Below are 23,066 nucleotides of genomic sequence, written 5' to 3'. Positions count from 1 at the left end.
TGGCCCAGGGGCACGACCACCCGCCATTTGGCGGGTGGCGCGGGAGCGTAGAGCGCACCTTCACGGAGCGACGGCCTGGCTGTCCAGTTCGCAACGCTCGGCCAGGCTGGTGAGGCGTCGACGGCTGGCGGCGACAAAGGGGTTGTCGATGTCCCAGGCGTATCCCGCCAGCACCGAGGCGATCATCTGACGCACCCGGGGCTGTTGATCCGGATGGAAGATGACGCGTGGCAGGCGGCCGTCGTACCAGGCATCGACAAACTCGCGGAAGGTGGCGACACCACGGCGCAGCGGTGCTTCAAAGTCCTGCGCCCAGTCCACGGCGTCGCCGTCGAGCTGGTCTGCGACCAGTGGCGCCGCGCGCAGCGCCGAGTCCAGCGCGATGGTGACGCCGGAAGAGAACACCGGATCGAGAAACTCGCCGGCATTGCCGAGGATCGCGAAGCCCGGCCCGTGCAGGCGGGTGATATCGGCGGAGTAACCGTCGATGCGCTGGACCTCGCGGGTGGCCGTCGCGTCCTTGAGCAAGCGAGCGTAGCGGGGCTCCTGACCCAGCATCGCCCACAGCCGCTGGTCGTCGCTGTCGCCGGCGCTCTCGAGCAGCTCGGGACTGGCGACGACGCCGACGGAGGCCCGCCCGTCACGGAACGGGATCAGCCAGTACCACACGTCCGGGTGGGTCGGGTGGACGCCGATCAGAATCTTGTCGCGGTCATGCTCGGCGCGATCGATACGGTCTTCGACGTGGGTGAACAGCGCACAGCGAGTGGCCAGGCTGGAGGGGCGGTCAAGCGCCTCCAGGCGTGCCAGCACGCGGCCATAGCCGCTGGCATCGAGGACGAAGCGGGCTTCGATGTCGAAGCACTTCCCGTCATCGTCGACACAGCTCAGTCGCGGCCTGAACGGATCGGCGCGAAAGTCGCTGACGCTGACGCCGAAGTCGACGCGCGCGCCCGCCGCCCTGGCGCCCTCGATCAGGCGCTGGTCGAAGTCGTCACGGGGCACCTGCCAGGTGGTGCCGGGGCCATCGCTGAACTTGTCACGGAAATCGATGGCCGCGTAGTCGTCGCCCCGGCAAAAGGCGGCGCCATTTTTCGGCTGGTAGCCACCGGCCTTGGCCGCCTCGAGCAGGCCGCAGCGCTCCAGGTGCACCATGCACTGGGGCAGCAGGCTTTCGCCGATGACGAAGCGCGGAAAGTGGGTGCGCTCCAGCACCCTGACCGAATAGCCCTTGCGCGCAAGCCAGGCCGCGGCCGCCGCGCCCGAGGGGCCGGCACCGATGATGGCGACGTCGGTATCAGGTCGATCTTCCATGGGATGAACTCTCCAGTTCTTGGGTGTCGCTTCCTGCGACACCCCGGTGGGCGGCCACGCCAGCGCGTTCCGTCGCGCCTCGGGCCAGGGGGGCCAGGCACCAGGTGGCAACCAGTCCGATCAGGCAGGTCTGACCAAGAAAGTGCAGTGCCGGCGTGGCGCTGAAAGCCAACAGGCCGAACGCCAGCAGGCTGGACGCGCAGGACAGGCTGATCGCTAGCCATGCGCCAGGGTCTTGCGGGTGCTCGGTGCTGAAGATACCGGCGTCGAGGCCGATGCCGAGCACCAGCAAAAGGCCCAGCAGGTGAAACAGGGTCAGGCCGGTGTGGCTCAGTGCGTAGAGACCCAGGGTGATGATCACTGCGCCCACCGGCGGCAGCAGCACCCGCCAGGCGTGGCGACGGTAGCGCAGGCCGAACACCACCACCAGCAGTGCCAGGGCGAGTGCCAGCCAGCGCACCAGCTCTTCGCTGAGCAAGGCGAGCTGCTGCGACAGCGCCGCGACCCGATCGCGGTAGATCACGTCCGGTGACTCGGCGAGCTGCGTCAGCGCCTTCGATGCGGTGGCGTCCACCTCACCGATGGTGATCAGGGCGGCGGGGCGTTCGAGGCCATCGAGCCAGAGCGCACGGTCGGCTTCGCCGGCGCGGCTCGACAGCCAGGTCTGCGGGGACAGGTAGGGCACCTCGTGCAGAGGATCTTCAAGGCGCGGGATCAGCGTCGAGGGCAAGCCGGCGGCCGTCAGCAGCTCCGGCAGGGCCGCGGCGTAGCGCTCGCGCACCCGTTCGAGGTTGTGCTCCTGGGTCTGCATCGACGGTACCGCCTGGGCCAGGTGGCGATGGGAGGACAGGTGGCCCTCCCGTTCGAGCCGGGACAGCGGCTCGTCAAGCTGTTCCAGGCGCTTCAGCAAGGCATCCGGGGTCTCGCCGCTGACGATCAGGTAGCGGAAGTTGGCCGGACGCTCGAGCAGCGTCTGCACCCGCTGCTGTTCGGCGATCAGCGCAGCCGGCGACGGATTGAGCTGGCGCAGGTCATGGCTGGTGGTACTCCCGGTCAGCGCCAGCACGGCAGCCACGGCCAGCACCAGCGCCAGGGCGGGATACACCCAACGCTGGCCGCGGCCGACACGCAATCGATCGAGCCACCTGGCGATGGTGGCGGTAGCCGGGTGGTGATAGAGCGGCAGCCGTGGCAGCCACAGACGCACGCTGAGCCAGGCGCCGATCAGGCCGAGTGCGGTGAAGGTGGCCATCTGGCGCAGCCCCGGCAAGGGAGTCGCCAGTTGCACCAGGTAGGCGCACAGGCTCGAGGCCAGGCCCAACGCCAGGCCCGGCCAGAACAAGCGCAGCGAGCGCCCCGGGTTGAGCTGGCGGGTGCATTGCAGGTGCAGCGCGTAGTCCACCGACAGACCGATCAGGCTGGCGCCGAAGGCCAGGGTGATCAGGTTGAGCGAGCCGAAGATCAGCCAGGTCAGCGCGCTGGCGAAGACCAGACCGGTGGCCACCGGCAACAGCAGCGTGGCGATCACCAGCGGGCGGCGGAACACCAGCGCCAGCAACGCCAGAATGCCGAACAGCGAACCCAGACCGATGGTGGCGATCTCGTGACTCGCCTGCCTGGCACCGGCGGCGGCATGGAACACCAGCCCGGCGCGCAGCAGGGTCAGCTCGGGATGCGCCTGGCCGAAGCGCTCCAGCACCGCACTCAGCTCTTGCTGCAGTGCCATGTCGTAGGGGCTGGCCGCCAGGGTTGCGCCGATCAGGCTCCACTCGGTCTTGTCGGTGGCCACCCCGGGGCCGCCGGGGTGCCAGCTGACCGGGCCCTGGAAGCGCGCCTCGAGCCAGCCGTCGAGCAGGCCGAAGGGGTCGCGCTCGAGATCGGCGTCGACGCCCGGGGCGAACAGCCGTGACAGGCCGCGCTGGCGCCAGGCCTCGGCATCTTGCCGGGCCAGCGAATCGGTCAGCAGGCGATAGCGATAGGGGGCCAGGGTCTGGTCCGGGCGCGGCGGTGATTGGCTATCCAGGCTTGCGATGATGCCGCTGGCCGTCAGCGCCTGGCGAAGCTCATTGACCGCCTCCACGGGGGCGGCGTGCGGCGTCGCGTCGCTCGCGACCAGCAACAAGAAGCGGCGCTCGAAGGTGGACGCAAGACTGTCATCGGCGCGGGCGATCAACTCGCCCTGCTGATGTTCGGGCAGCAGGGCGGTGATGCGGGTATCCAGTGGCGCACCGCGCAGCACCTGCATGGCCAGCAGCACGATACAGGCCAGCAGCACCAGTCCCCAGCCGCGACTCGCCAGCAGCGCGCCGCGGCCTGAATCAGTGCCCCCGAGACTCATGCGCCGGGGGCACCGGACAGGGCGTCACAGGGCAGCGGCGACAACTCGAGGCGCAGACGGTCGCCGTCGGTGAAGCTGACCTGAAGGTGCTCGACCTGCTCGGCGCCGTCCAGTTCGATCCCTTGCAGGCGCTCGGCGATGGCCCTGTCCAGGGGCGCAAGTTGTGCCTGCCACTCATCGAGGTTGCCGCCAAGGCGCACGCTGAAATGCCCTTCAAGGGTCGCCCAGTTGCCGTCGAACAGTCCCGTCAGAACGGGTAGCAGGGCCTTGAGCCCGGGTGGCAGTTCGGGGTTGTCGGCGGACAGCACGACCCGATCCTCGATCGGGCTCAGGGTCTGCCACACCAGCCCAGAGGGCTGGCGACGAAAGTAGCCGGCGCTGGGCAGTTCGGTCTGCAGGTCCGCCATCCAGCGGTTCTGCTCGAAACTCACGCAGGCCGGCTGATGCTGCTCCAGTTGCCGGCTCAACTGCGGCAGACTCGGTACCGTGCCGGTGGAGGCAACAGCAGCCGTTGCCAGCATCGGCAGCACCAGCAGGGTACTCGCCAGGGCACCCCTCAAGGCTCGGCTTTTCCCGTGAGCCCAGTGAGGCCGGTGTGAACGGTGGTGCGTGGAGCTGTGGTTCATGGTTGCGCCTCCTGCCAGGCGATCAGCCGCTCGATCAGCGCAGGTGGCGAGGCCAGGCGCATCTCGCCATCGTCCAGGCCCACCGCGACCTGGACCGACCAGGCGCGGGTCAGGCGCTTGCGGCTCTCGGCGCAGCGGATGGTGTAGTCGATCTTGAGGCGGTTTTCCCATTCGCTCAGGCGAGCCTCGATGGCCAGGCGCTGGGCGAAACGAGCGGGCGCGGCGTAGCGCAGGCGCAGATCGATGATCGGCCAGGCGAAGCCCGATGCGCGCATCTGCAGGTAGTTGTAGTCGATGGCGTCGAGCAACCGGCAGCGGGCGATCTCGAGATAGCGCACGTAGTGGCCGTGCCAGGCCACCTCCATCATGTCGACGTCGTGAAAGGGCACCTCGAGCTCCACCTCGGCTCGGGGTAGCGGGCGATCGTCAGGCGTCATAGAGCCTCCAGTGACGGCGGCGTATCAGGCCACAGAGGTGGTTGAGGTCGCTGTCCATGGCGCGGTCCTCGGCCAGGGGGGCGACGTCGCGGCGCACGCTGTCGACGAAGGCCGCCAGGCGCTCGGGAACGGCGCCGGCGTCGTTCAGTCGGCTGCGCAGTTCGACGCCCTGCACCGCGGCGTGCAGGGTCGCGGCAGCCACCTGCTCGACCAGGGTCAGCACGCGCAGGGCATCGCGCGCGGCGATGGTGCCCATGCTGACCTTGTCCTGGTTGTGGCACTCGGTGGAGCGCGAGAAGACGCTGGCCGGCATGGTCAGCTTGAGCGCCTCGGCGGTCCAGGCGGAGGCGCCGATCTGTACCGCCTTGTAGCCATGATTGAGCGCGAGGCGCTCGGCACTGGCGCCGCTCAGGTTGCTCGGCAGGCCATGGTTGTAGCGGCTGTCCACCAATAGTGCCAACTGTCGGTCGAGCAGGTCGGCCAGATTGGCGGCGGCCTGCTTCAGACTGTCCATGGCAAAAGCCACGTGGCCACCGTAGAAGTGGCCGCCGTGCATCACCTTGCCGGCCTCGGCATCGATCAAGGGGTTGTCGTTGGCGCTGTTGAGCTCATTGGTCAGGAACTGCCGCCACCAGGGCAGGGCGTCTTCGACCACGCCGATTACGTGGGGCGCGCAGCGGGTCGAGTAGCGATCCTGTAGCCTCGGTGAGTTACGCGGGGTACGCGGTGCGTGCAGGTCCTGGCGCAGCCTGGCGGCCACCTGCTGCTGTCCCGGGTGCGGCTTGGCGGCAAACAGTTCGGCATCGAAGTGGTAGGGGTTGCCGTCCAGCGCCTGGACCGACAGCGCGGTGATGCGCGTCGACAGTTGTGCCAGGTAGGCGCAGCGGGCAAAGGCCAGGCAGCCCAGCGCGGTCATCACCGCGGTGCCATTCATCAGCGCCAGGCCTTCCTTGGGCTTCAGTTTATAGGGGGCCAGGCCGCGCTCGGCCAGGGCCTCGGCGGCCGGACGGCGGGTACCATTGTCGATGACCTCGCGCTCGCCACACAGCACCGCGGCCAGATAGGACAACGGCGTCAGGTCACCGCTGGCGCCGACCGAGCCTTCCTCGGGGATCACCGGCAGCACGTCGTGCTCGAGCAGCCAGGCCAGCCGCTCGAGCAGCTCGAAGCTGACCCCGGACACGCCCTGGCTCAGCGATACCAGACGCACCAGCACCACCGCCCGGGAAGCCTCGATGTCGAGGTCCTGGCCCATGCCGCAGCCATGGAAGGTGTACAGCTGGCGGGGCAGGTCGTCGATGTCCTGATGGGCCACCGGTCGGGTACAGGCGTCGCCGTAGCCGGTGGTGACGCCGTAGACCACGCCGTCTTCTTTAAGCAGGCGCGCGAGAAAGCGCTGGCCGCGCTCGATGCGCGTGCGAAACTCGGGAGCTGGCGACAGCGCGACGCACCGGCGGCGCTGGGCCACATCGAGTACGTCCTCCAGGCTCAGGGCGCCGCCATCGAGGATCAAGGGGGCGGTCGGCTCAGCGGGGTGGGTCATGGTCAGTCGTCTCGTCGGCGATCCAGAAAGGAAAGAAGTTGAACCACTGCAACGGGTGGCGCTGGACGCGCCAGGCCAGGTCGGCGCAATGGCGTTGCATGGCCTCGGCGATCCAGGCGCTGCGGCCACGGCGCCCTAACCGCGAGGTGTCGTCGATCAGGTCGAAGTCGACCACAAAGCCGTCGCCATCACGCACACAGGCAAGCCGGTAGAGCCGACAGCGCAGCAGGCTGGCGAGCAGGAAGGGGCCCTCGGGAAAGGGCGCCGGTGCACCGAGAAACTCGAGCGCACGGGTACGGCCCTGGCGCAAGGGAATGCGATCGGCGGCGATGACCACGAAGCCTCCGGCGCGGATGCGCGCGTCCAGGCGCTGGGCGCTGGACGGTGAAATCTCGCTGACCTCGAGAATCTCGGGGCGACGGCGGCCGGTGGCGCGCTCCAGCAGTTCGTTGAACTTGCGCGCGTTGCGGGTGTGCATGATCACCGTCAGGTCCAGCGAGGGGTGGCGTTCGCTGAGGGCGTTGACGATGTCCAGGTTGCCGTGGTGGGCGACCAGAATCAGGCCCCCCTGGCCGCCGTCCACGGCCTCGGCGAAGTGCTGTACACCGTCGCCGGACAGCCGCGAGGGGGGATACTCGCCGTTCCAGGCGGCCACCTTGTCCATCAGCGAGCGACCAAAGCACAGAAAATGACGAAAGCTACGCGCCCGCAGCCGCAGTGGCTGTCGTTCGAGCGCCGGATCGAGCCGTGTCAGGTAGTCCTGGGAGGCGCGCCGGGCGGTGCGGTGGGACAGGTAGTACCACAGGATCACCGGCCACAGCAGTAGCTGGAAGGGCCAGTCGCCGAAGCGTCTCAACCAGACCATGAACAGCATCCCCGAGAGGGTGCCGCGCTCGCCGATGGCGGCCCAGTGGCGGTTCATGGCTGCCTCCGGTGGCGCCACAGCAGACCGGGCAGGCGGGGCCACATGGCCACGAACAGGCGGGCGTGCATGGCGCTGATCTGGGCGTTGTCGCGCCACAGGGCGAAGTGGCTGACTCCTTGCTCGGGGTAGTGCACCCGTACCGGCAGGTTGGTGAGTTCGCCACCGGCCCAGTACCAGCGCACCAGCACCTCGGTGTCGAAGGTCATGCGATCACCACAGGGGTGCCGACGCAGCAGGCCATTGACGGCAGCCAGGGGGTAGAGACGTACCCCACACATGGAGTCGCGAATCCGCCGCGACAGGGTGTTGATCCAGACCCAGACATGGGTGGCGTAGCGGCCGTACAGCCGGGCCCTGGGCACGCTGTCATCATAGCGGGCGTAGCCGACCAGCAGACGATGGGGCGTCTGGTGCATGGCATCGATGAAGGCAGGCAGGTCGTCCGGGTGGTGCTGGCCATCGGCGTCGACCTGCAGTGCGTGGCTGTAGCCCAGCCGCTCGGCCTCGAGCAGCCCACTGCGCACCGCCGCGCCCTTGCCACGATTGTGCTGGTGGGTCACCAGCGCGTGGCCGTCTCTGGCCAGACGCTCGAGCTCCCGGCGACAGGACGGTTCACTGCCGTCGTCCACCAGGATCACCGGCAGGCCCAGATCGGCGAGCCGCCCGACCACTCCGGCCACACTGTCGGGGTGGTTGTAGACCGGTACCACGGCGCAGGGGCGGGGCTCAGTCATGGCGCGCCTCCAGCCGGACCCTGCCGCCAGCGTGGCGACCCTTCGGCGAGTCGAACGAGAAAGCGATGCCATCGGTACGACGCTTGAGCGTCAACGTCAGGCGCTGGCCGGGACGCAGGACCTTCTGGAACTTCAGCCGGTCGACGCCGCGAAAGGCGCAAAGCGCCGGATACCGCTCACGCGCGTGGTGGATGGCCCACTGCACCAGTACCACCCCGGGAACCAGCACGAAGCCCTCGAAGTGGCCTTCCAGATAGCGCAGACGCTCGGGCACCTCGAGGGTGATGCGCTGCTCGTCGTCGACGTCCACTGCGCCCAGCCAGCGCGGCAGACGATCGTCGTCGAGGTCATCGAAGAAGCGACGCAGGGTAGCGTGATCGTGCTTGCCCTGGGGATTGAGTGGAAGCGACTCGACGAAGCGCCAGTAGCGCGGAATCGCCGACGGCTCGTGTTCGCTGGCGAGGTGCTCGCGCAGGGTCGAGATCAGCCGTCTTCTGGCCTCATGCTGCTGGGGTAGTGCATCGCCGGCCACGGCCAGCACCACGCCGAGCCTTCCGTCGCGCAAGTCGAGATCCACGCAGCGGGCGTCTTGGACAACCTCGTGCTGGCACAGACGTTGTTCCAGCGCCGTCAGCGAAACACGCTTGCCGCCGATCTTGGCCAGTCGGTCGCGGCGCCCCAGCAGGCGAAAGCCCTCGCCCTGGCGCTCGACCCGGTCGGCCTGGTCCCACCACTGCTCCGGCCGGGCCAGAAAGGGCGAGCGTAACTTCAGAGCGCTGTCATTCAGGTCCAGTTCGACCCCGGGGAACGGGGTCCAGAGATCACCGCTCGACTGCCGACGATGGGCGATGCCGCCTGTCTCGGTGCTGCCGTAGATCTCGATCACCGGGCTATCGAGCAGACGCTCGCAGCGTATGGCGTCGTCCCTGGACAGCGGCGCTCCGGAGCACAGTACCCGGGCAATGCGCTGGTGGTGCAGGGCCAGGTGCTGCGGCAGCCGCGACAGTTGCGCGGGGCTCGCGACCAGGCAGGCGTCCAGCCCGACCGAGGTTGCCTCGCTGACCCGTTGGGCCATCACCTCGGGGAAGCGGCTGTCGTCGCCACAGAAGGGGGCGCCGTGACACAGCGGTGCCAGAATACCGGCGAGCAGGCCGTAGATATGCTGGTGACTGACCTGACAGACCACGGCTGTCTGTGCCAGCGGCCACAATGCGGCGTGACGCTCGAGCTCTTCGTCGAGTTGGCGAAAGCACTTGGGCTCGAGGCTTGGTTGACCGGTGGAACCCGAGGTGCACAGCACCACCGCCTCTTTTTCCGCTGCCTCGCTGTCAGCCGCCACCACCGTCGCACCGGCAGAGTTCCGATCGGTTTCCCGCTGTGTAGTGGCGAGGGAATCCCGGGCAGACAGATCCTGGGTGTCTTCCGGCGATGGCTCGGCGGGGAGTCGGCCGACGACCAGCGGCATCAGTCGCGCCAGAGTGGCGGGACGATCATCGCCGGGAAGCAGCGCGCTTTGTCCGCTCTCCCAGAGTGCCAGTAAGGCTGCAGTAAAAGTGATCGGGTCTGGGTCGAGCAGCAGCCAGCGACCGTGCGGGCGAGGGGCGAGCCAGGCGAGCCAGGCGTCGATTCGCCGGCCAAGATCCTGGGAATGACACCAGCGGGAGGGCAGGTGCCGAGCGTCCGGCCAGGCCTGGCGCCAGGGGCGATCTGCCAGACACAGATAGCCGTCACGGGTTGTCGGGGCGCCGATGATGGGGCGTGTCATGAGGAGGAGCTCCGCAACCGGCGACGGCACAGCCATTCGCCGGTAAACATCAGGGCGATCAGGCCATAGCTGATAACGCCGTTGTACAGGGTCCAGACGTCCAGGTCCGCAAAGGCCGCCGTCCAGGCAGCGATACCGCCATTGATCAGGAAGAACAGGCACCAGGCCTGGGTGACGCGCCTGGTATAGCGCACCCCGGCGGGGGGCAGGTCGGGCTCCTTGAGACGCGCCAGGCGTTCGATCACCGGCATGCCTCGCCACAGGCTGGCGGCGAAGGACGCCAGCAGTACCGCATTGACGGCCACCGGGTAGCCACGCATGCCAAGCTCGGCATCGACGGCAAGCCCCACCGCCAGCAGCGCCAGAGCGGCAAGGATCGCCAGGCCGCGTGCCTGGGGCAGGCGCCAGGCGATCAGCCCGCAGCCAATCAGCAGCAGTGGCCAGGGCCCCAGGGTGCCCTGCAGCCACCACACCGACAGCGGCCAGCTCAACGACAACGCGGTGGCAAGCACCACGGCGGTAGTGGACAGCGTGCGCAAGACCGGGCTCAGTCGCGCATCAGCTGATCGACGGCGTTGACCACATCATCGATGCTGCGCACCGACTTGAAGGCCTCGGGATCGATGCGCCGACCGGTGAACTGCTTGAGTTCGACCACCAGATCGACGGCGTCGATGCTGTCGATGTCGAGGTCTTCGTAAAGACGGGCCTCCGGGGTTACCTCGGCAGGAGAGACTTCGAACAGCTCGACCAGGGTACGTTGCACGTGGCTGAGAATCTGTTCACGGCTGATGGCGGCTTCAGTTGACACGGCGTTCCTCCACCAGTGCTTGCAGCGCCGCCAGGCTGGCGAAGTGGCGGCGAGTATCCTCGGCCTCGGCGTCAAGGGTGACGCCGTAGCGCTTCTGCAGCGCCAGCCCCAGTTCGAGGGCATCGATGGAGTCGAGCCCGAGGCCCTCGCCGAACAGCGGCGCATGGTCGTCGATGTCCTCGGGGGTGACATCCTCGAGTTCGAGGGTGTCGATGATCATGTGCTTCAAATCAAGCGACAGCGGTACGCTTTGGTTCATGGTGGAGGCGCTCCAGTTCCCTGTTGAAGTAGTGGCTCAGTTCCCGCGTCAGTTGTCGGGCTTGCTGGCTGGTCGGTTGGTTTGACGCCGGCTCTGGCGGCAGGTCGTCGAGTATGTGCAGGTCCATCTGAACCTTGCGCCGGGGGATGTGATACCAGGGCTCACCCTTGGTCAGGGTGGTGGGCGAGCATTTGATCAGCACCGGGGTGATGGCGCTGCCGGTGCGCAGGGCGATGTTCGCTCCACCACGGCGGAACTTTATCGGGCGACCGGGCGTGGTGCGCGTGCCCTCGGGAAACAGGATCAACGAATTGCCCCGGGCAAGGCTGTCCCGCGCGGCCTCGAGCAGTGCCTGGGGATCGCGGTTGGTGATATAGCCGGCGACACCGATCGGCCCGCGGGTGAAGGGGTTGGTGGCGAGCCGGCCCTTGACGATGCAGTCGGCGTTGGGGGTATAGGCCAGCAGGAACACCACATCGATCAACGACGGATGGTTGGCCAGAATCAAACGGCCGCCACGGGCGAGTCGCCCACGACCTTCCAGGCGATAGTCGAGTACCCCGAGGCCCTTCATCAGCGCAATGAAGGCGCGAAAGACCCGCTGGATCAGACGCCTGGCCAGGCGTTGGCGACGCACCGGGTCGCGCATCCCCAAGTGCAGCAGTGGTGCCACCACCAGGCCGATGATCAAGCCGCCAATGCCGAAGGCAGTGAAGGACAGGAAGGTGCCGATGCCGCGCCGCCACTGGTCCAGCGTCATGCTTCCTCCAGGCGCCAGCCCGGGGCGGCGGCGAGACGTGGACTGCAGCCACCAAGCCAGTCGATGACGTCGAGCGGCGTCGGTGCCGCCCCTGGCGTGGCGTCCTCGGCTACCAGCGCCCGGCCCTGGGTCAGTGACAGTCGCAGGCCCACCGCGCAGGCGTGCCCCGGGTGCGGCGTGCAGTCGATATAGTCGCCGGGAAGCGTCCCTTCGCTGAACACAATGACCACCGCTTCATGGCCCTCGGCCAGGTAGCCACGGGCTTCCCACAGCAAGGCGTTGAACTCGTTGCCGCTGGCGCCGAGCGCCTGTAGAGGGCGGTAGTGATGGTTGGCGATGGCGTGGACGCCCAGGGTGGCGTTGTGCACTGACATCGAAAACCGAGTAGGCGAGAGCGGTTCCTGATTCGCCAGAGCCTTCAGCATCGACAGAGTAAAGTTGGCGTCGCCGTGGCGGGATGCGTGGATCAAGGGACAACGCGCCTCGGGATCGAGCCCTGCAAGAATATCGCAGGTGGCCCGACCGGCATTGTCCAGTCGGCGCCGGAGCATGGCCGGTAGCGAGACTCCCGGCTTGTCTGAGGGCAGTAGTCGGGCATCCTTCGTCGCGTTTTCTTCGCGGAGAGGATCCCAACCAAGCCATTCACTTAGGCGTAGTTGTTCCATGCTTAAAATCCGCCTGAGCGAAAAGGGGAATTTTACCGCTAAATCTGCACCTATCCAAGCACGTTAATTATCAGTATTACGTCGAAAAAGGGGTGTTTGGTCGCGTTTTTTTCTGATTGGTGCAGATGTCGATAGGCGCGCGGTGTAAGCAAGGTTGGGCTCGATAAGGCCTTTCAAGGAAAGTTGCTCCGGAAAGTACCGAGATCAGACACCAAAGCCACATCAAGCAGGGCATAAAGCCACATCAAACAGGGCTTTAAGATGCGACATGTGTGGGACGACATGGTGGCGTGTTTCATTGCTGTCCAGATCACAGCGGTCGCATGTGGTGTAGGAGGCCTCGGTGGTAGTCCGTCGGCGCTATTCGGGGTGCGAGCTGCTGCAAAGGCACAACCTGACTTTCTTGTCGAACCAGAATGGGCCACCGAGGCGGCCCGTTTTTGTCCGTGTACGTCAATGCCGAGCGAGTGGCCGGGCATCGGCGCAGCGAGGCTGACAGCTCGTGCCTGATCAGGGCCTCGCCTTTTGGGCGATGGCCTGGCGATAGCTTTCAAGCGTCAGCTGATTGCTGGTCGCCCAATCGCTGTCGACCACCATCTGCATGCGATCCTTCAAGTGGGCGTGGATCGGTTCCAGCTGTCGTGCGTCGGAAAAGGTGAACTCGGTCTCGATATCGGTGTTCAGGGCGATAGCCCAGAAGCCCGGCTTGACCCAGGTCCAGAAGCGGGTCACACCGATATCCACGGTGGTCACGTCGTCGCTGGCGTCGGCGCTGTTGACTACATTCCAGCCTGCGTCCTCGAAGCCTTCGCTGGCGTAGACGCGCACCAGCTCCGTGATGGTCTTGTCTTCCGGCAGCAGCACGTCGCCGAGCGCCTTGCCGTAGCCATTGCGCTTGCGTCCGATGGCCCGGGACTTGAGCTCGTCCGTCGCCGCCTCGGCGCCCTCGAAGCCCAGTGATGGAATGTCGGCGGAGCGGGGGGCCTCCTCGAAGTGCCGCTGATCAGTGACGTTGCGTATGTACAGGCTGGGGCCTGTGTGTGCCTGGCTGACTGTCCCGGTATCGGGTGTCTGTACGTCCACGGTGCTACGACTGGTGGCGCATCCCTGCAGAAGGGCGGCCGCCACAATGATGGCGGCCAGCATGATCCTTTTCATATGTCGTTCCCTGATGTCTTGATGATGAGCAATATCGTTGTCGGCAGCAGAGCGATCAGTGCCGAAGCGGAAAAATATCAGTATTGGTTGAACAAGTGCAGCTAGCACGCGCCGAGGTTGTGTCGTAAGACAATGTAATGCAGGTGTGGGAATGTAAATGTCTAACTTTTGTTAACTTTGTGTATAGGGTTTAATTTACTGATATAGAAGAAATATTCTGATGTTTTGCACGTAAGGTGCCGAGATGGAGGTTTGAGAGTTGCAGATCTCTTGCCTATAAGGGAATGGCTTGTTTGGCGGTGTGACTGGTAGTTGGCGCCGACCGGACCGATGACGGCCCACGCCTGGTGGCGTGGAAGGCTCATTTCCCGAGCAAACAACGGAGTGTTTGTCATGGCGAAGAATCCGTACACCCAACCGAATCGAGACGAGGCTCATGACACTGAGCGTCGTACCGACGCCAACAGCAAGTCCGACAATCTCGAGACCTACCGCAGTGATGCGACCGGGCATGACCTGCGTACCAACCAGGGCACCCGGATCGCGGACAACCACAATTCGCTGAAGGCCGGCGAGCGCGGCCCGACGCTGATGGAAGACTTCATCTTCCGCGAGAAGATGAATCACTTCGATCACGAGCGCATTCCCGAGCGTATCGTCCATGCCCGCGGTGCGGCGGCCCACGGCTACTTTCAGCCCTATGAGGCGGCGGCAAGGTACTCAAAGGCGGGACTGTTTCAGGATACCGGCAAGAAGACGCCGGTATTCGTGCGCTTTTCCACCGTGCAGGGCGGGCGCGGCTCCAATGACACCGTGCGCGACGTGCGCGGCTTTGCCACCAAGTTCTACACCGACGAGGGTAACTGGGACCTGGTGGGCAACAACATGCCGGTGTTCTTCATTCAGGACGCGATGAAGTTTCCCGACCTCGTGCACGCGGTGAAGCCCGAGCCCCACAACGAGATTCCCCAGGGACAGTCGGCCCACGACACCTTCTGGGACTTCGTCTCGCTGATGCCCGAGAGCGCCCATATGGTGCTGTGGACCATGTCCGACCGGGCCTTCCCGCGGCACTACCGCTATATGGAAGGCTTCGGCGTCCACACCTTCCGGCTGATCGATCGACAAGGCAAGGCCCGCTTCGTCAAGTTCCACTGGAAGCCGCTGGCGGGCACCCACTCGCTGATCTGGGACGAGGCCCAAAAGCTGTGGGGTCGTGATCCAGACTTCAACCGCCGCGAGATGTGGGGCGACATCGAGAATGGCGATGCCTTGGAATGGGAGCTCGGCATTCAGGTGGTCGAGGAAGAAGACGAGCATGCCTTCGACTTCGATATCCTCGATCCGACCAAGCTGATTCCCGAGGAGCAGGTGCCGGTGACTCCCATCGGCAAGATGGTGCTGGATCGCAACCCGGACAACTACTTTGCCGAGACCGAGCAGGTCGCCTTCAACCCCGGCAATGTGGTGCCCGGCATCGACTTCAGCAACGATCCGCTGCTTCAGGGGCGCCTGTTCTCTTATCTGGATACCCAGATGCTGCGTCTGGGTGGCCCGAACTTCCACGAGATCCCGATCAACCAGCCGGTGTGCCCGTTCCACAATCACCAGCGCGACGCTCCGCACCGACAGACCATCAACAAGGGCCAGGTTTCCTACGAACCCAACTCGATCGAGGATGGCTGGCCCCGGGAGACCCCGCCGGCGGAAGAAAACGGCGGTTTCGAGAGCTATCAGGAGCGCATCGATGCCCACAAGGTCAGGGCGCGCAGCGAGTCCTTCGGCGACCACTACTCCCAGGCCAGGTTGTTCTGGCATAGCCAGAGTGACGTCGAGAAAGAGCACATCATCGCCGCTTACGCCTTCGAGTTGTCCAAGGTCGAGCGTCCGTGGATCCGTGAGCGGGTGATCAAGGAGATCCTGCCCAATATCGACATGGAGCTCGCGCGACGGGTGGGCGAGGTGCATGGTGTCAAGCCGCCGGAGCATCCGCCGGCACCCTCGGAAGAGTTGGGCACCACGTCGCTGGACGCCTCCTCGGCGCTTAGTTTGATGCATCGCGGTCAGCCGGATATTCGCTATCGCAAGGTGGCGATCCTGGCCGCCGACGGGGTCGACGGTGACCAGGTGGAAGCGCTGCAGAAGCGCCTGGAAGCCGAGGGGGCCCTGGGGCTCATCATCGCGCCGTCGATGGCGCCCGTGGCGACCGTTCAAGGCGGCACCCTGACCCCGGATGCCATGCTCAACGGACTGCCGTCGGTGACTCTGGACGCCGTGGCGGTGGCCCCTGGCGATGACAGCGTCAAGGCGCTGGCGGGTTCCGGCCTGGGGCTTTACTACGTGCAGGAGGCCTACAAGCACCTCAAGCCGATCGCTGCACTCGGCGACGGTGCCAATGTGCTGCAGGCGGCTGGCATCGAGGTGCCGGAAGACGGCGTGTTCTCGGCACAGACCGTTGACGATCTCTACGCCGATTTCCAGGAGGCGATTCGTGGCCACCGGGTCTGGTCGCGCGACGCCAAGGCCAACGACATGCCGGCCTGAGGTCCGGCGATGGCAGACCCCTTTGAACAGGCGGTCAGCACAGCAGCCCCCGAGGAGACTCGGGGGCTTTTTTGGGTTCATCGCATTTTGCCGGGAAATGCGGCGCGGATCTTCAGGAAGAAGTACGCCGTGTCGCGTTATCCATAGGCCATCCGCCGATCGGACCTGATCCACGGCTTGCTGTTGGGGCTATTGGCCGGTCTTACCCATGCCCTGTATTCGTGGACGGCACGCCGCCTCATGCAGCGGGGCATCGCTCCCCGGGCCGCCATGAGGGCCACCTTTGACCACCTTTGGATTGGGTGGCCTGATCTGAAACCTGTCCTCATGGTCGCCGAGGCCTTATGACTCCCAGACTTGCCAGCTGAGCCGAAACCAATCATTATTCGGCTCACAATGCGAGTCGAATATCGTTGTCATTCGGCTCCTCCGCCTTCTTGGAGGCCTGGCATGACCGATCACGCCTCGACATGGATCTGGCAGCATCCTGACTGGCCGAACTTCACCTGGCACGCGGCCGAGATTCAGCCGCGGGTCCAGGCATGCTGGAGGGATCTCGGCATCTTGCTGGGACGCTCGTGGGCTCTGACATCCGCGGATGACCAGGACGCTGAGGCAAGAGCCGCCCTGGATACGCTACTGCAGAGCATCGTTACCTCTTCGGCCATCGAGGGAGAGCGTCTGAACGTGGCGTCAGTTCGCTCTTCCTTGGCCCGACGCCTTGGTGTGGAGGAGCCGGAGGGGGCTACCTCACCACGTGCTGAAGGCCTGGCGGAGTTGATGCTGGATGCCACCTTCAAGCCTGACACGCCGCTGGACACCACCAGGCTGTTTCAGTGGCATCGGTGGTTGTTCCCTGATGCTGACGCGGGGCTTACGACGTTAAGGCCCGGGCAGTGGCGCGGAGTGGAGCCCATGCAGGTGGTCTCGGGTCGCCTCGATCGACCCAAGGTGCATTTCGAAGCGCCGCCGCGAGAGGGGTTGGAACATGAGGTTGATCAGTTCCTCACTTGGTTCGCGTCCAGCCGTCATGACCCCGAGTTGGATCCCCTGGTTCGAGCGGGCCTGGCACACTTCTGGTTTGTAACACTGCATCCATTTGAAGACGGCAATGGTCGAATTGCCCGGGCTATCGCCGATCGCGCCTTGGCGCAGGCGGATCAGCAGAGTATCCGCCTGTATGCCATGTCGGCTGCCATCCTGGAGCGCCGCGCTGACTATTATCGGCGCCTGGAAGCGAACCAGTGTGGCACGCCTGACCTGACGGCCTGGCTTGTCTGGTTCCTGGAGACGCTGGATGCCACCTTGTTGGATGTCCTGGGGAAGGTCGATCGGACGTTGGCCAAGGCCCGTTTCTGGCAGCACTTCAGGGCGGCCGGCCTGTTGCCTGAGCAGGTGAAGGTGTTGAACCGCCTGCTGGATGGCGGTGAGAGAGGCTTCGAACACGGCATCAGTGCGTCGCAGTACCAGAAAGTCGCCAAGGTCAGTAAGGCAACTGCCACCCGTCATCTCGCTGGGCTGGTCGAGAAGGGTTGCTTGGTGAAGCTTCCAGGAGGTGGCCGCAGCACGCGCTATCAGGTACCGGAACGGTTTCATCAGGACAGCGGGGAGTAGGTGTCCGCTGTAATGACACGAGGAGAAGGAGTGCCGAGCCATACTGCTGAGCCCCGCGGTTGCGGGTAACGGTAGGACGGGGTGCCGCCCTCTCGACCTCGGTAAGGCTCGTTGTCGACAGCTAGCTTGGCCTTTCCCCAATAGCGATAATAACTCGTTGAGACCGCCATATTTTTTCTTCGGCTCCGCTCAAGCGGACCACTGGTGACCCTGAGTTCAAGCACCAGCCCGTGTAAGCGTCACCTGGATGAAAGGTGCAGGAGTAAAGACGGTTCCCTCAAGCTAAATAAATTGCCTGAAGTGCGCATCATTGCCCGATCTGATATCGACCTTGGTTGAGTCATCAGGAGATGTCTTGCAGGAGATGTCGGCGATGACGTACTGATCGGTGAGACGTTGTTTTTTCTGCCACCGCCACTTTCACGAAGTTGGCGGTTTTTTGTTGCTTTTTCCGTTAGTTACTTATTCAAGTGACTCACTATGTGGCGGATTGGTTGACTATTTGACCGTGTATGGGGCCTTGCCTTGAATGGGATGAATCAAGGAGGCGCCATGGATGAACTGATTCCCCCCAAAGACCGCTCCGGCACCCAGACCCTGAGTCGAGGGCTCGAAGTGCTGCAGTGCGTCGGGCGTGGTATTTCCACGATCAAGGCGCTGTCCCAGGCGATGCAGCTCCCTCGCAGTACGGTGGCCCGTTCCCTGTCCTGCCTGGTCAGAGACGGCTACCTGCACAAGGTGCCCTACAAGGGCTACTACCTCGGGGCGAAGTTGATCGAGCTGGGCGAACGGGCGGCGGAGCAGCAGCCCCTGGTCGATATTGCCAGGCCGTACCTGGAGGCGCTGGCCGAGCAGACGCGGGATACCGTGCACTTCGGGGTGCTCGACGGTGGTGATGTGCTCTATCTGTGCAAGTTGCCGGGCAAGCGGACTCTTGAGATGCGCTCGCGCACCGGAGGGCGCATGCCGGCGCTGGCCACTGCCCTGGGCAAGGCAATGCTGGCATCGAAGGATCCCTCCAGCTGGCCCGCCTACTATGCCGCCGTGCAGCGGGTAGCCAGGCCACGCGAGGATGCTCCTGCACTCAAGTCATTCGCGGAGGTCCGCCGCGATCTGAAGGAAGCCGACGTGCGCGGCTGGAGCTTCGACTGGGAAGAAAACGAGTACGGCATCCGCTGTGTCTCGGCACCGGTCAAGAATCATGTCGATAACGCCGTGGCCGCCGTCAGTGTCACCAGTGTCATCAGCTTTATGCCGAGAGACCGCATGGCAGCCTTGGGCCCCCAGGTCAAACGCACCGCCGACACCATCTCGCGAGCTCTTCGAGGTGAAAGTTAGCAAGCAGCATAGCGTCCAGGCGCGGTCGCGCGTGGCGCTCTGTGCCTGGCAGCCACCACCCACACCGGAGCGTGAGATGGACGTATTGGTCGATACCGGCCCCTGCAGCGCCGGGGATGACATGAATGGACCACCGATGATGCTGGCATCACCTGTCTCTGACGATGTCAGAGAGGCCGTTCCGCCTGTGGACAGTGGTTGTCTGGGATCTTGAAAAGGACACCTGCCATGAACATTGTCTTCTCCGATCTGGATCACGCCGACCATGACGTCGAGCAGGACATCCTGGCTTCCGCCGGATTCGACGCACCGATGCTGGCCTGTCGCAGCGAGCAGGATCTGGTCGATCAGCTTACTGACGTGGACATCGCGCTCAACCAGTACGCCCCCTTCACCCGTCGGGTGCTCGAGGCACTGCCACGACTCAAGCTGATCGTGCGCTACGGTGTCGGCGTCAATAACGTGGACCTCGAGGCGGCCACCGCCGCCGGGGTGCAGGTATGCAACGTACCCGACTACGGCATGAACGAGGTCTCCGACCATGCCCTGGCGCTGACGCTGGCGCTCACGCGCAAGCTGGTGCCGATGAACCTTGCCTGTCACCAGGGTCGCTGGGACTACGTCGAGGCCATTCCATTGCGGCGGCAGTCGACTCAGACGGTGGGTCTGATCGGCCTGGGGCGGATCGGTCGACTGTACGCTCGGAAAGTCGACGCCCTCGGTTTCCGCGTCATCGGCTACGACGCCTTCTACCGCCCCAGTGCCGAGGATGGCACCGAATATATCGAAGCCGTCGAACTCGATTCGCTCTACGGCCGGGCCGATGTGGTGGCGGTGTTCTGCCCGCTGACGGAGGACACCCGTCACCTGATCGACGCAGGGGCACTGGCCGCGATGAAGCCCGGGGTCTTTCTGGTCAACACCTCACGGGGCGGGATCATCGACGAGGTGGCACTGGCCGAGGCGCTCGCCTCCGGTCACGTTGCCGGGGCAGGCCTCGACACCACCGAACGGGAGCCGCTGGAACCCGATAGCCCGTTGTGGGCCCAGCCAAGCTGTCTGATCACACCACACATGGCCTGGTATTCCGAGGACGCGGCTGCCGAGCTCAAACGAAAGGTGGCCGAGGAGGCGGTGCGCTTTGCCAGAGGGGAGGCGGTGTACTGGGCCGTCAATCGGCTCGCGTGACCAACCCTCGAGAAGCGGATGCAGGATCGCTGTGACAACGGGCGCCTTGGTGCCTGTGCTCTTCAATGCCAACAACACCAACAAAGGAAGACATCATGCCAAGACCCTCCAGAATGAAGCTGTCCCTGATCGCCGCGGCACTGGCGATGACCCCGGCGCTGTCTCAGGCCGAAACGCTGCGCATGTCCAGCGTGACCTCGACCTCGGCCAAGGACGCCAGTGTCGAGTTCAAGCGCCTGGTCGAAGAGCGGACCGACGGCGAGCTCGAGATCACGCTGTTCCCGGATAACCAGCTAGGCGATGACAGGGTGGTGGTGGAAAGCACCATCTTCGGTGATATCGACATCGGTATCTCCTCGACCAGTCCGATGGCCACGCTGTTTGCGGACCTGTACGTGTTCGATGCTCCCTTCCTGTTCCTGTCGACGGAGGCCACCTACAGTGCCCTGGACGGCGAGGTCGGCGACAAGCTCCTCGAGTCGCTGGAAAGCAAGGGCCTCAAGGGGCTGGCGTTCTGGGAGAACGGTTTTCGCAACTTCACCGACAGCGGCAAGGTGGTGGCCGAGCCGGCAGATCTGGACGGCATGAAGGTGCGGACCATGGAGAATGAGGTCCATCTGGCGGCCTGGCGCGCCTACGGTGCGAATCCGACACCGATGGCCTTCACCGAGCTGTTTACCGCGCTGCAGCAGGGGACCGTGGACGCCCAGGAAAACCCGTTGGGCATCATCGACGGCAATCGCTTCCAGGAAGTGCAGGACCATGTGTCGCTGACCCAGCACGTCTATACGCCCTACCTGGTGTTCATGAACCTCGACAGGTACAACGCCCTCGACGACTCCCTGCGTGAGGCACTCGACGCCACCATCGATGAGATGACGACTTACCAGCGCGAGCGCTCCCAGCAGCTGGAAGGCGAGATCCTCGACAAGTTTGCCGATCAGGGGGTGACGGTGACCGAGATTACCCCGGAGCAGAAGGAGCTGTGGCGTGATGCCGCCGTCGAGGCCGACATCTATTCGCTGGTCAAATCGAAGATGGAGCATCCCGAGTACCTCGACGAGCTGTTGAAGCCATGACCCGGTGAGGCCAGAAGGCGCCCGCCGCACGCGGGCGCTTCGCTGTAGCCTTGCCGACTTCTGTCATCACCCCGCTGCCAGGGAGAGAGCGGATGAAACTTGTGAGATGGCTCGATGAGTACGCGGAGATCTCGATCTGCGTGGCGCTGATGTCCGCGATGACGCTATTGCTCGCGGTGCAGGTGTTCATGCGATACATCATGGGCGCGTCGCTGTCCTGGTCCGAGGAGCTCGCGCGCTACTTCTTTATCTGGTTGATTTATCTTGGGATCAGCTACGGCGCCCGGGAAATGCGGCATATCAAGATCGACGCGGCGCTCAAGCTGTTCCCGCGCTCGGCGCGTCACTGGGTGGTCATCCTGGGGGACCTGCTGTTTCTGGCCTTCGCGCTTTATGTGGTCTGGACCAGCTGGGCGGTCATAGAGCGTCAGCTGATGCTCGGCCAGGCCTCCCCGGCCATCGGTGTTCCCATGTGGGTGGTCTACGCGGCGCCTTTCGTCGGCTTTGCGCTGACCACTCTGCGTCAGGTGCAGAGCATTCGCTGGCGACTTGCGCATCCCGACGCCGTGCACGACAAGGAGGTGTGAGATGACCGCGACGGTACTGTTCTTGAGCCTGGTCGTATTGTTGATCCTTAACGTCCCTGTGGGCATCGCCATCGGTCTGTCCTGTGTGGTGACCATCCTGTCCTTCGGCACCCTGTCCGAGCTCTATGTGGCCCAGACCCTGGTATCGGCCACCGATAGCTTCCCGATCATGGCCATACCGCTATTTATTCTGGCCGGCGACCTGATGGGGGCCGGCGGCGTGTCGCGGCGGATTCTCGGGGTGGCCTCGGCCTTCTTTGGTCGCTTCACCGGGGGCCTTGCCATCGTCACCGTGGTGGTGTGCATGTTCTTTGCCGCGGTATCGGGCTCGGGCCCGGCCACGGTCGCAGCGGTGGGGTCCATGGTGGTGCCGACCATGCTCGAGGCCGGCTATTCGAAGTCCTTCGTGCTGGCGCTGGTGGCGGCGGCCGGCAGTATCGGCGTGATCATTCCGCCTTCGATCCCGATGGTGCTGTACGGGGTCTCCACCGGCACCTCGATCTCCAACATGTTCCTTGGCGGTGTCCTGCCGGGACTGTTGATTGGTCTGGTGCTGATCGCCTACGCCTACTTCTATTCCCGCAAGATGGGCTGGAAGGGCGATGATACCCCCTTCGATGGGCGCAAGACGCTGTGCCTGGTGTGGGAGGCCAAGTAGGCGCTGCTCAATCCAGTGATCATCCTGGGGGGCATCTATGCGGGCATCTTCACTCCCACCGAGGCGGCGGCAGTGGCGGCGGTGTACGCCTTTGTCTGTGGGGTGTTCATCCATCGCGAGCTGTCGCCCCGGGATATCTTCAAGACCATCGCAGGGTCCTGCGCCACCACCGGCACGGTGATGGTGATCCTGGGCTGCGCCTCGACCTTCGCCCGCATCCTGACCATTGAGCAGATCCCGGTGGCGATCGCCGACTTCATGCTGCAGTTCTCGTCGAGCCCTGCGGTGTTGCTGCTGGTCATCCTGGTAATGCTGCTGCTGGTGGGCTGCGTCATGGATACCACACCGGCGATTCTGGTGCTGTCACCGATTCTCTATCCGGTGGCGACCTCCATGGGCATCGATCCAGTGCACTTCGGCATCGTCATGGTGGTCAGCCTGGCCATCGGCTTCATCACGCCGCCGCTGGGAATCAATCTGTTCGTGGCCTCGCGCATCGGCAATGCCTCGCTTGGCACCGTGATCAAGGGCATCGTGCCCTTCGTGATCGTGATGATCCTGACCTTGCTGGTGATCGCCTACGTACCGCAGCTGTCGCTGGTATTGCTGTCGGTGTTCAATTGAGCGTGGCATCGTAAGTCGCACACGCTGTCCATCAACGCCTTTATCGCCCCCGTCTTCCGCTACCGGCCAGGCCTCGGGAGACAGGGGCGATGCGCATGC

General features: G+C 64.7%; 20 protein-coding genes and 1 pseudogene. 7 read left to right on the top strand and 14 right to left on the bottom strand.

Annotation, left to right across the window (positions count from 1 at the left end):
• Positions 1-60: 60 nt before the first annotated feature.
• The 14 genes from NFG57_RS18115 to NFG57_RS18050 form a co-directional block, all read right to left on the bottom strand.
• Positions 61-1,314, bottom strand: a complete 1,254-nt coding sequence (locus NFG57_RS18115; protein WP_348814915.1) for an NAD(P)/FAD-dependent oxidoreductase — start codon at positions 1,312-1,314, stop codon at positions 61-63.
• A complete protein-coding gene (locus tag NFG57_RS18110; RefSeq protein ID WP_348814914.1) occupies positions 1,298-3,652 on the bottom strand; it encodes a hypothetical protein in 2,355 nt (784 codons plus the stop codon). The genes NFG57_RS18115 and NFG57_RS18110 overlap by 17 nt, the downstream gene beginning before the upstream one ends.
• Complete coding sequence (locus NFG57_RS18105; protein WP_348814913.1) at positions 3,649-4,278, bottom strand: LolA-related protein; 630 nt, start codon at positions 4,276-4,278, stop codon at positions 3,649-3,651. Before NFG57_RS18105 ends, NFG57_RS18110 begins: the two co-directional genes overlap by 4 nt.
• The gene (locus NFG57_RS18100; protein WP_045993622.1) at positions 4,275-4,715 is read right to left on the bottom strand and encodes an acyl-CoA thioesterase; all 441 of its coding nucleotides are present in this window, start codon (positions 4,713-4,715) and stop codon (positions 4,275-4,277) included. The genes NFG57_RS18105 and NFG57_RS18100 overlap by 4 nt, the downstream gene beginning before the upstream one ends.
• Positions 4,705-6,258: an aromatic amino acid ammonia-lyase gene (locus NFG57_RS18095; protein ID WP_348814912.1), complete on the bottom strand. Its 1,554-nt coding sequence runs from the start codon at positions 6,256-6,258 to the stop codon at positions 4,705-4,707. The genes NFG57_RS18100 and NFG57_RS18095 overlap by 11 nt, the downstream gene beginning before the upstream one ends.
• Positions 6,242-7,180: a glycosyl transferase gene (locus tag NFG57_RS18090; RefSeq protein ID WP_348814911.1), complete on the bottom strand. Its 939-nt coding sequence runs from the start codon at positions 7,178-7,180 to the stop codon at positions 6,242-6,244. Before NFG57_RS18090 ends, NFG57_RS18095 begins: the two co-directional genes overlap by 17 nt.
• Positions 7,177-7,917, bottom strand: coding sequence for a glycosyltransferase family 2 protein (locus NFG57_RS18085; protein WP_348814910.1), 741 nt, complete (start codon positions 7,915-7,917; stop codon positions 7,177-7,179). The genes NFG57_RS18090 and NFG57_RS18085 overlap by 4 nt, the downstream gene beginning before the upstream one ends.
• The gene (locus NFG57_RS18080; RefSeq protein ID WP_348814909.1) at positions 7,910-9,682 is read right to left on the bottom strand and encodes an AMP-binding protein; all 1,773 of its coding nucleotides are present in this window, start codon (positions 9,680-9,682) and stop codon (positions 7,910-7,912) included. Before NFG57_RS18080 ends, NFG57_RS18085 begins: the two co-directional genes overlap by 8 nt.
• The gene (locus NFG57_RS18075; protein WP_231498698.1) at positions 9,679-10,221 is read right to left on the bottom strand and encodes a hypothetical protein; all 543 of its coding nucleotides are present in this window, start codon (positions 10,219-10,221) and stop codon (positions 9,679-9,681) included. Before NFG57_RS18075 ends, NFG57_RS18080 begins: the two co-directional genes overlap by 4 nt.
• An 8-nt stretch (positions 10,222-10,229) precedes the next feature.
• Positions 10,230-10,493: an acyl carrier protein gene (locus NFG57_RS18070; protein WP_197037147.1), complete on the bottom strand. Its 264-nt coding sequence runs from the start codon at positions 10,491-10,493 to the stop codon at positions 10,230-10,232.
• Positions 10,483-10,752 (bottom strand): phosphopantetheine-binding protein, encoded by a 270-nt coding sequence (locus NFG57_RS18065; protein WP_045993617.1) that lies wholly within the window; start codon positions 10,750-10,752, stop codon positions 10,483-10,485. The genes NFG57_RS18070 and NFG57_RS18065 overlap by 11 nt, the downstream gene beginning before the upstream one ends.
• Positions 10,724-11,512, bottom strand: coding sequence for a lysophospholipid acyltransferase family protein (locus NFG57_RS18060; RefSeq protein WP_108133510.1), 789 nt, complete (start codon positions 11,510-11,512; stop codon positions 10,724-10,726). The genes NFG57_RS18065 and NFG57_RS18060 overlap by 29 nt, the downstream gene beginning before the upstream one ends.
• Positions 11,509-12,177 carry a beta-ketoacyl synthase chain length factor gene (locus NFG57_RS18055; RefSeq protein ID WP_045993615.1) on the bottom strand — a complete coding sequence of 223 codons (669 nt, stop codon included), beginning with the start codon at positions 12,175-12,177 and terminating at the stop codon, positions 11,509-11,511. The genes NFG57_RS18060 and NFG57_RS18055 overlap by 4 nt, the downstream gene beginning before the upstream one ends.
• A gap of 510 nt (positions 12,178-12,687) precedes the next feature.
• Positions 12,688-13,335: a hypothetical protein gene (locus NFG57_RS18050; RefSeq protein ID WP_348814908.1), complete on the bottom strand. Its 648-nt coding sequence runs from the start codon at positions 13,333-13,335 to the stop codon at positions 12,688-12,690.
• Positions 13,336-13,728: 393 nt separating this feature from the next.
• On the opposite strand from NFG57_RS18050, the gene katE reads away from it, so the two are divergent.
• From katE to NFG57_RS18015, 7 genes and pseudogenes are all read left to right on the top strand, one after another.
• The gene (gene katE / locus NFG57_RS18045) at positions 13,729-15,879 is read left to right on the top strand and encodes a catalase HPII (RefSeq protein ID WP_348814907.1); all 2,151 of its coding nucleotides are present in this window, start codon (positions 13,729-13,731) and stop codon (positions 15,877-15,879) included.
• 450 nt (positions 15,880-16,329) lie between these two features.
• Entirely contained in the window at positions 16,330-17,493 is a 1,164-nt protein-coding gene (locus tag NFG57_RS18040; RefSeq protein WP_348814906.1) for a Fic family protein, read from the top strand.
• A gap of 552 nt (positions 17,494-18,045) precedes the next feature.
• Positions 18,046-18,831 (top strand): IclR family transcriptional regulator, encoded by a 786-nt coding sequence (locus NFG57_RS18035; protein ID WP_071211132.1) that lies wholly within the window; start codon positions 18,046-18,048, stop codon positions 18,829-18,831.
• Positions 18,832-19,059: 228 nt separating this feature from the next.
• Positions 19,060-20,019, top strand: coding sequence for a C-terminal binding protein (locus tag NFG57_RS18030; protein ID WP_348814905.1), 960 nt, complete (start codon positions 19,060-19,062; stop codon positions 20,017-20,019).
• 95 nt (positions 20,020-20,114) lie between these two features.
• A complete protein-coding gene (locus NFG57_RS18025; protein WP_348814904.1) occupies positions 20,115-21,098 on the top strand; it encodes a DctP family TRAP transporter solute-binding subunit in 984 nt (327 codons plus the stop codon).
• 92 nt (positions 21,099-21,190) lie between these two features.
• A complete protein-coding gene (locus NFG57_RS18020) occupies positions 21,191-21,685 on the top strand; it encodes a TRAP transporter small permease (protein ID WP_045993609.1) in 495 nt (164 codons plus the stop codon).
• A 1-nt stretch (position 21,686) separates the two neighbouring features.
• Positions 21,687-22,967, top strand: a pseudogene (locus tag NFG57_RS18015) (TRAP transporter large permease).
• Positions 22,968-23,066: the final 99 nt, after the last annotated feature.

This window comes from Halomonas sp. H10-59, assembly GCF_040070555.1.
Taxonomy (GTDB): Bacteria; Pseudomonadota; Gammaproteobacteria; order Pseudomonadales; family Halomonadaceae; genus Halomonas; species Halomonas litopenaei.
This window is presented reverse-complemented; position numbering and strand designations above follow the sequence as displayed.

Bases quoted from the DNA above. Each gene is read 5' to 3' on its own strand.
- NFG57_RS18095 (WP_348814912.1), bottom strand. From the start codon at position 6,258: ATGACCCACCCCGCTGAGCCGACCGCCCCCTTGATCCTCGATGGCGGC.
- NFG57_RS18055 (WP_045993615.1), bottom strand. From the start codon at position 12,177: ATGGAACAACTACGCCTAAGTGAATGGCTTGGTTGGGATCCTCTCCGC.
- NFG57_RS18080 (WP_348814909.1), bottom strand. From the start codon at position 9,682: ATGACACGCCCCATCATCGGCGCCCCGACAACCCGTGACGGCTATCTG.
- NFG57_RS18035 (WP_071211132.1), top strand. From the start codon at position 18,046: ATGGATGAACTGATTCCCCCCAAAGACCGCTCCGGCACCCAGACCCTG.
- NFG57_RS18065 (WP_045993617.1), bottom strand. From the start codon at position 10,752: ATGAACCAAAGCGTACCGCTGTCGCTTGATTTGAAGCACATGATCATC.
- NFG57_RS18025 (WP_348814904.1), top strand. From the start codon at position 20,115: ATGCCAAGACCCTCCAGAATGAAGCTGTCCCTGATCGCCGCGGCACTG.
- NFG57_RS18100 (WP_045993622.1), bottom strand. From the start codon at position 4,715: ATGACGCCTGACGATCGCCCGCTACCCCGAGCCGAGGTGGAGCTCGAG.
- NFG57_RS18085 (WP_348814910.1), bottom strand. From the start codon at position 7,917: ATGACTGAGCCCCGCCCCTGCGCCGTGGTACCGGTCTACAACCACCCC.
- NFG57_RS18115 (WP_348814915.1), bottom strand. From the start codon at position 1,314: ATGGAAGATCGACCTGATACCGACGTCGCCATCATCGGTGCCGGCCCC.
- NFG57_RS18105 (WP_348814913.1), bottom strand. From the start codon at position 4,278: ATGAACCACAGCTCCACGCACCACCGTTCACACCGGCCTCACTGGGCT.
- NFG57_RS18110 (WP_348814914.1), bottom strand. From the start codon at position 3,652: ATGAGTCTCGGGGGCACTGATTCAGGCCGCGGCGCGCTGCTGGCGAGT.
- NFG57_RS18030 (WP_348814905.1), top strand. From the start codon at position 19,060: ATGAACATTGTCTTCTCCGATCTGGATCACGCCGACCATGACGTCGAG.
- NFG57_RS18090 (WP_348814911.1), bottom strand. From the start codon at position 7,180: ATGAACCGCCACTGGGCCGCCATCGGCGAGCGCGGCACCCTCTCGGGG.
- NFG57_RS18050 (WP_348814908.1), bottom strand. From the start codon at position 13,335: ATGAAAAGGATCATGCTGGCCGCCATCATTGTGGCGGCCGCCCTTCTG.
- NFG57_RS18040 (WP_348814906.1), top strand. From the start codon at position 16,330: ATGACCGATCACGCCTCGACATGGATCTGGCAGCATCCTGACTGGCCG.
- NFG57_RS18020 (WP_045993609.1), top strand. From the start codon at position 21,191: ATGAAACTTGTGAGATGGCTCGATGAGTACGCGGAGATCTCGATCTGC.
- NFG57_RS18060 (WP_108133510.1), bottom strand. From the start codon at position 11,512: ATGACGCTGGACCAGTGGCGGCGCGGCATCGGCACCTTCCTGTCCTTC.
- katE (WP_348814907.1), top strand. From the start codon at position 13,729: ATGGCGAAGAATCCGTACACCCAACCGAATCGAGACGAGGCTCATGAC.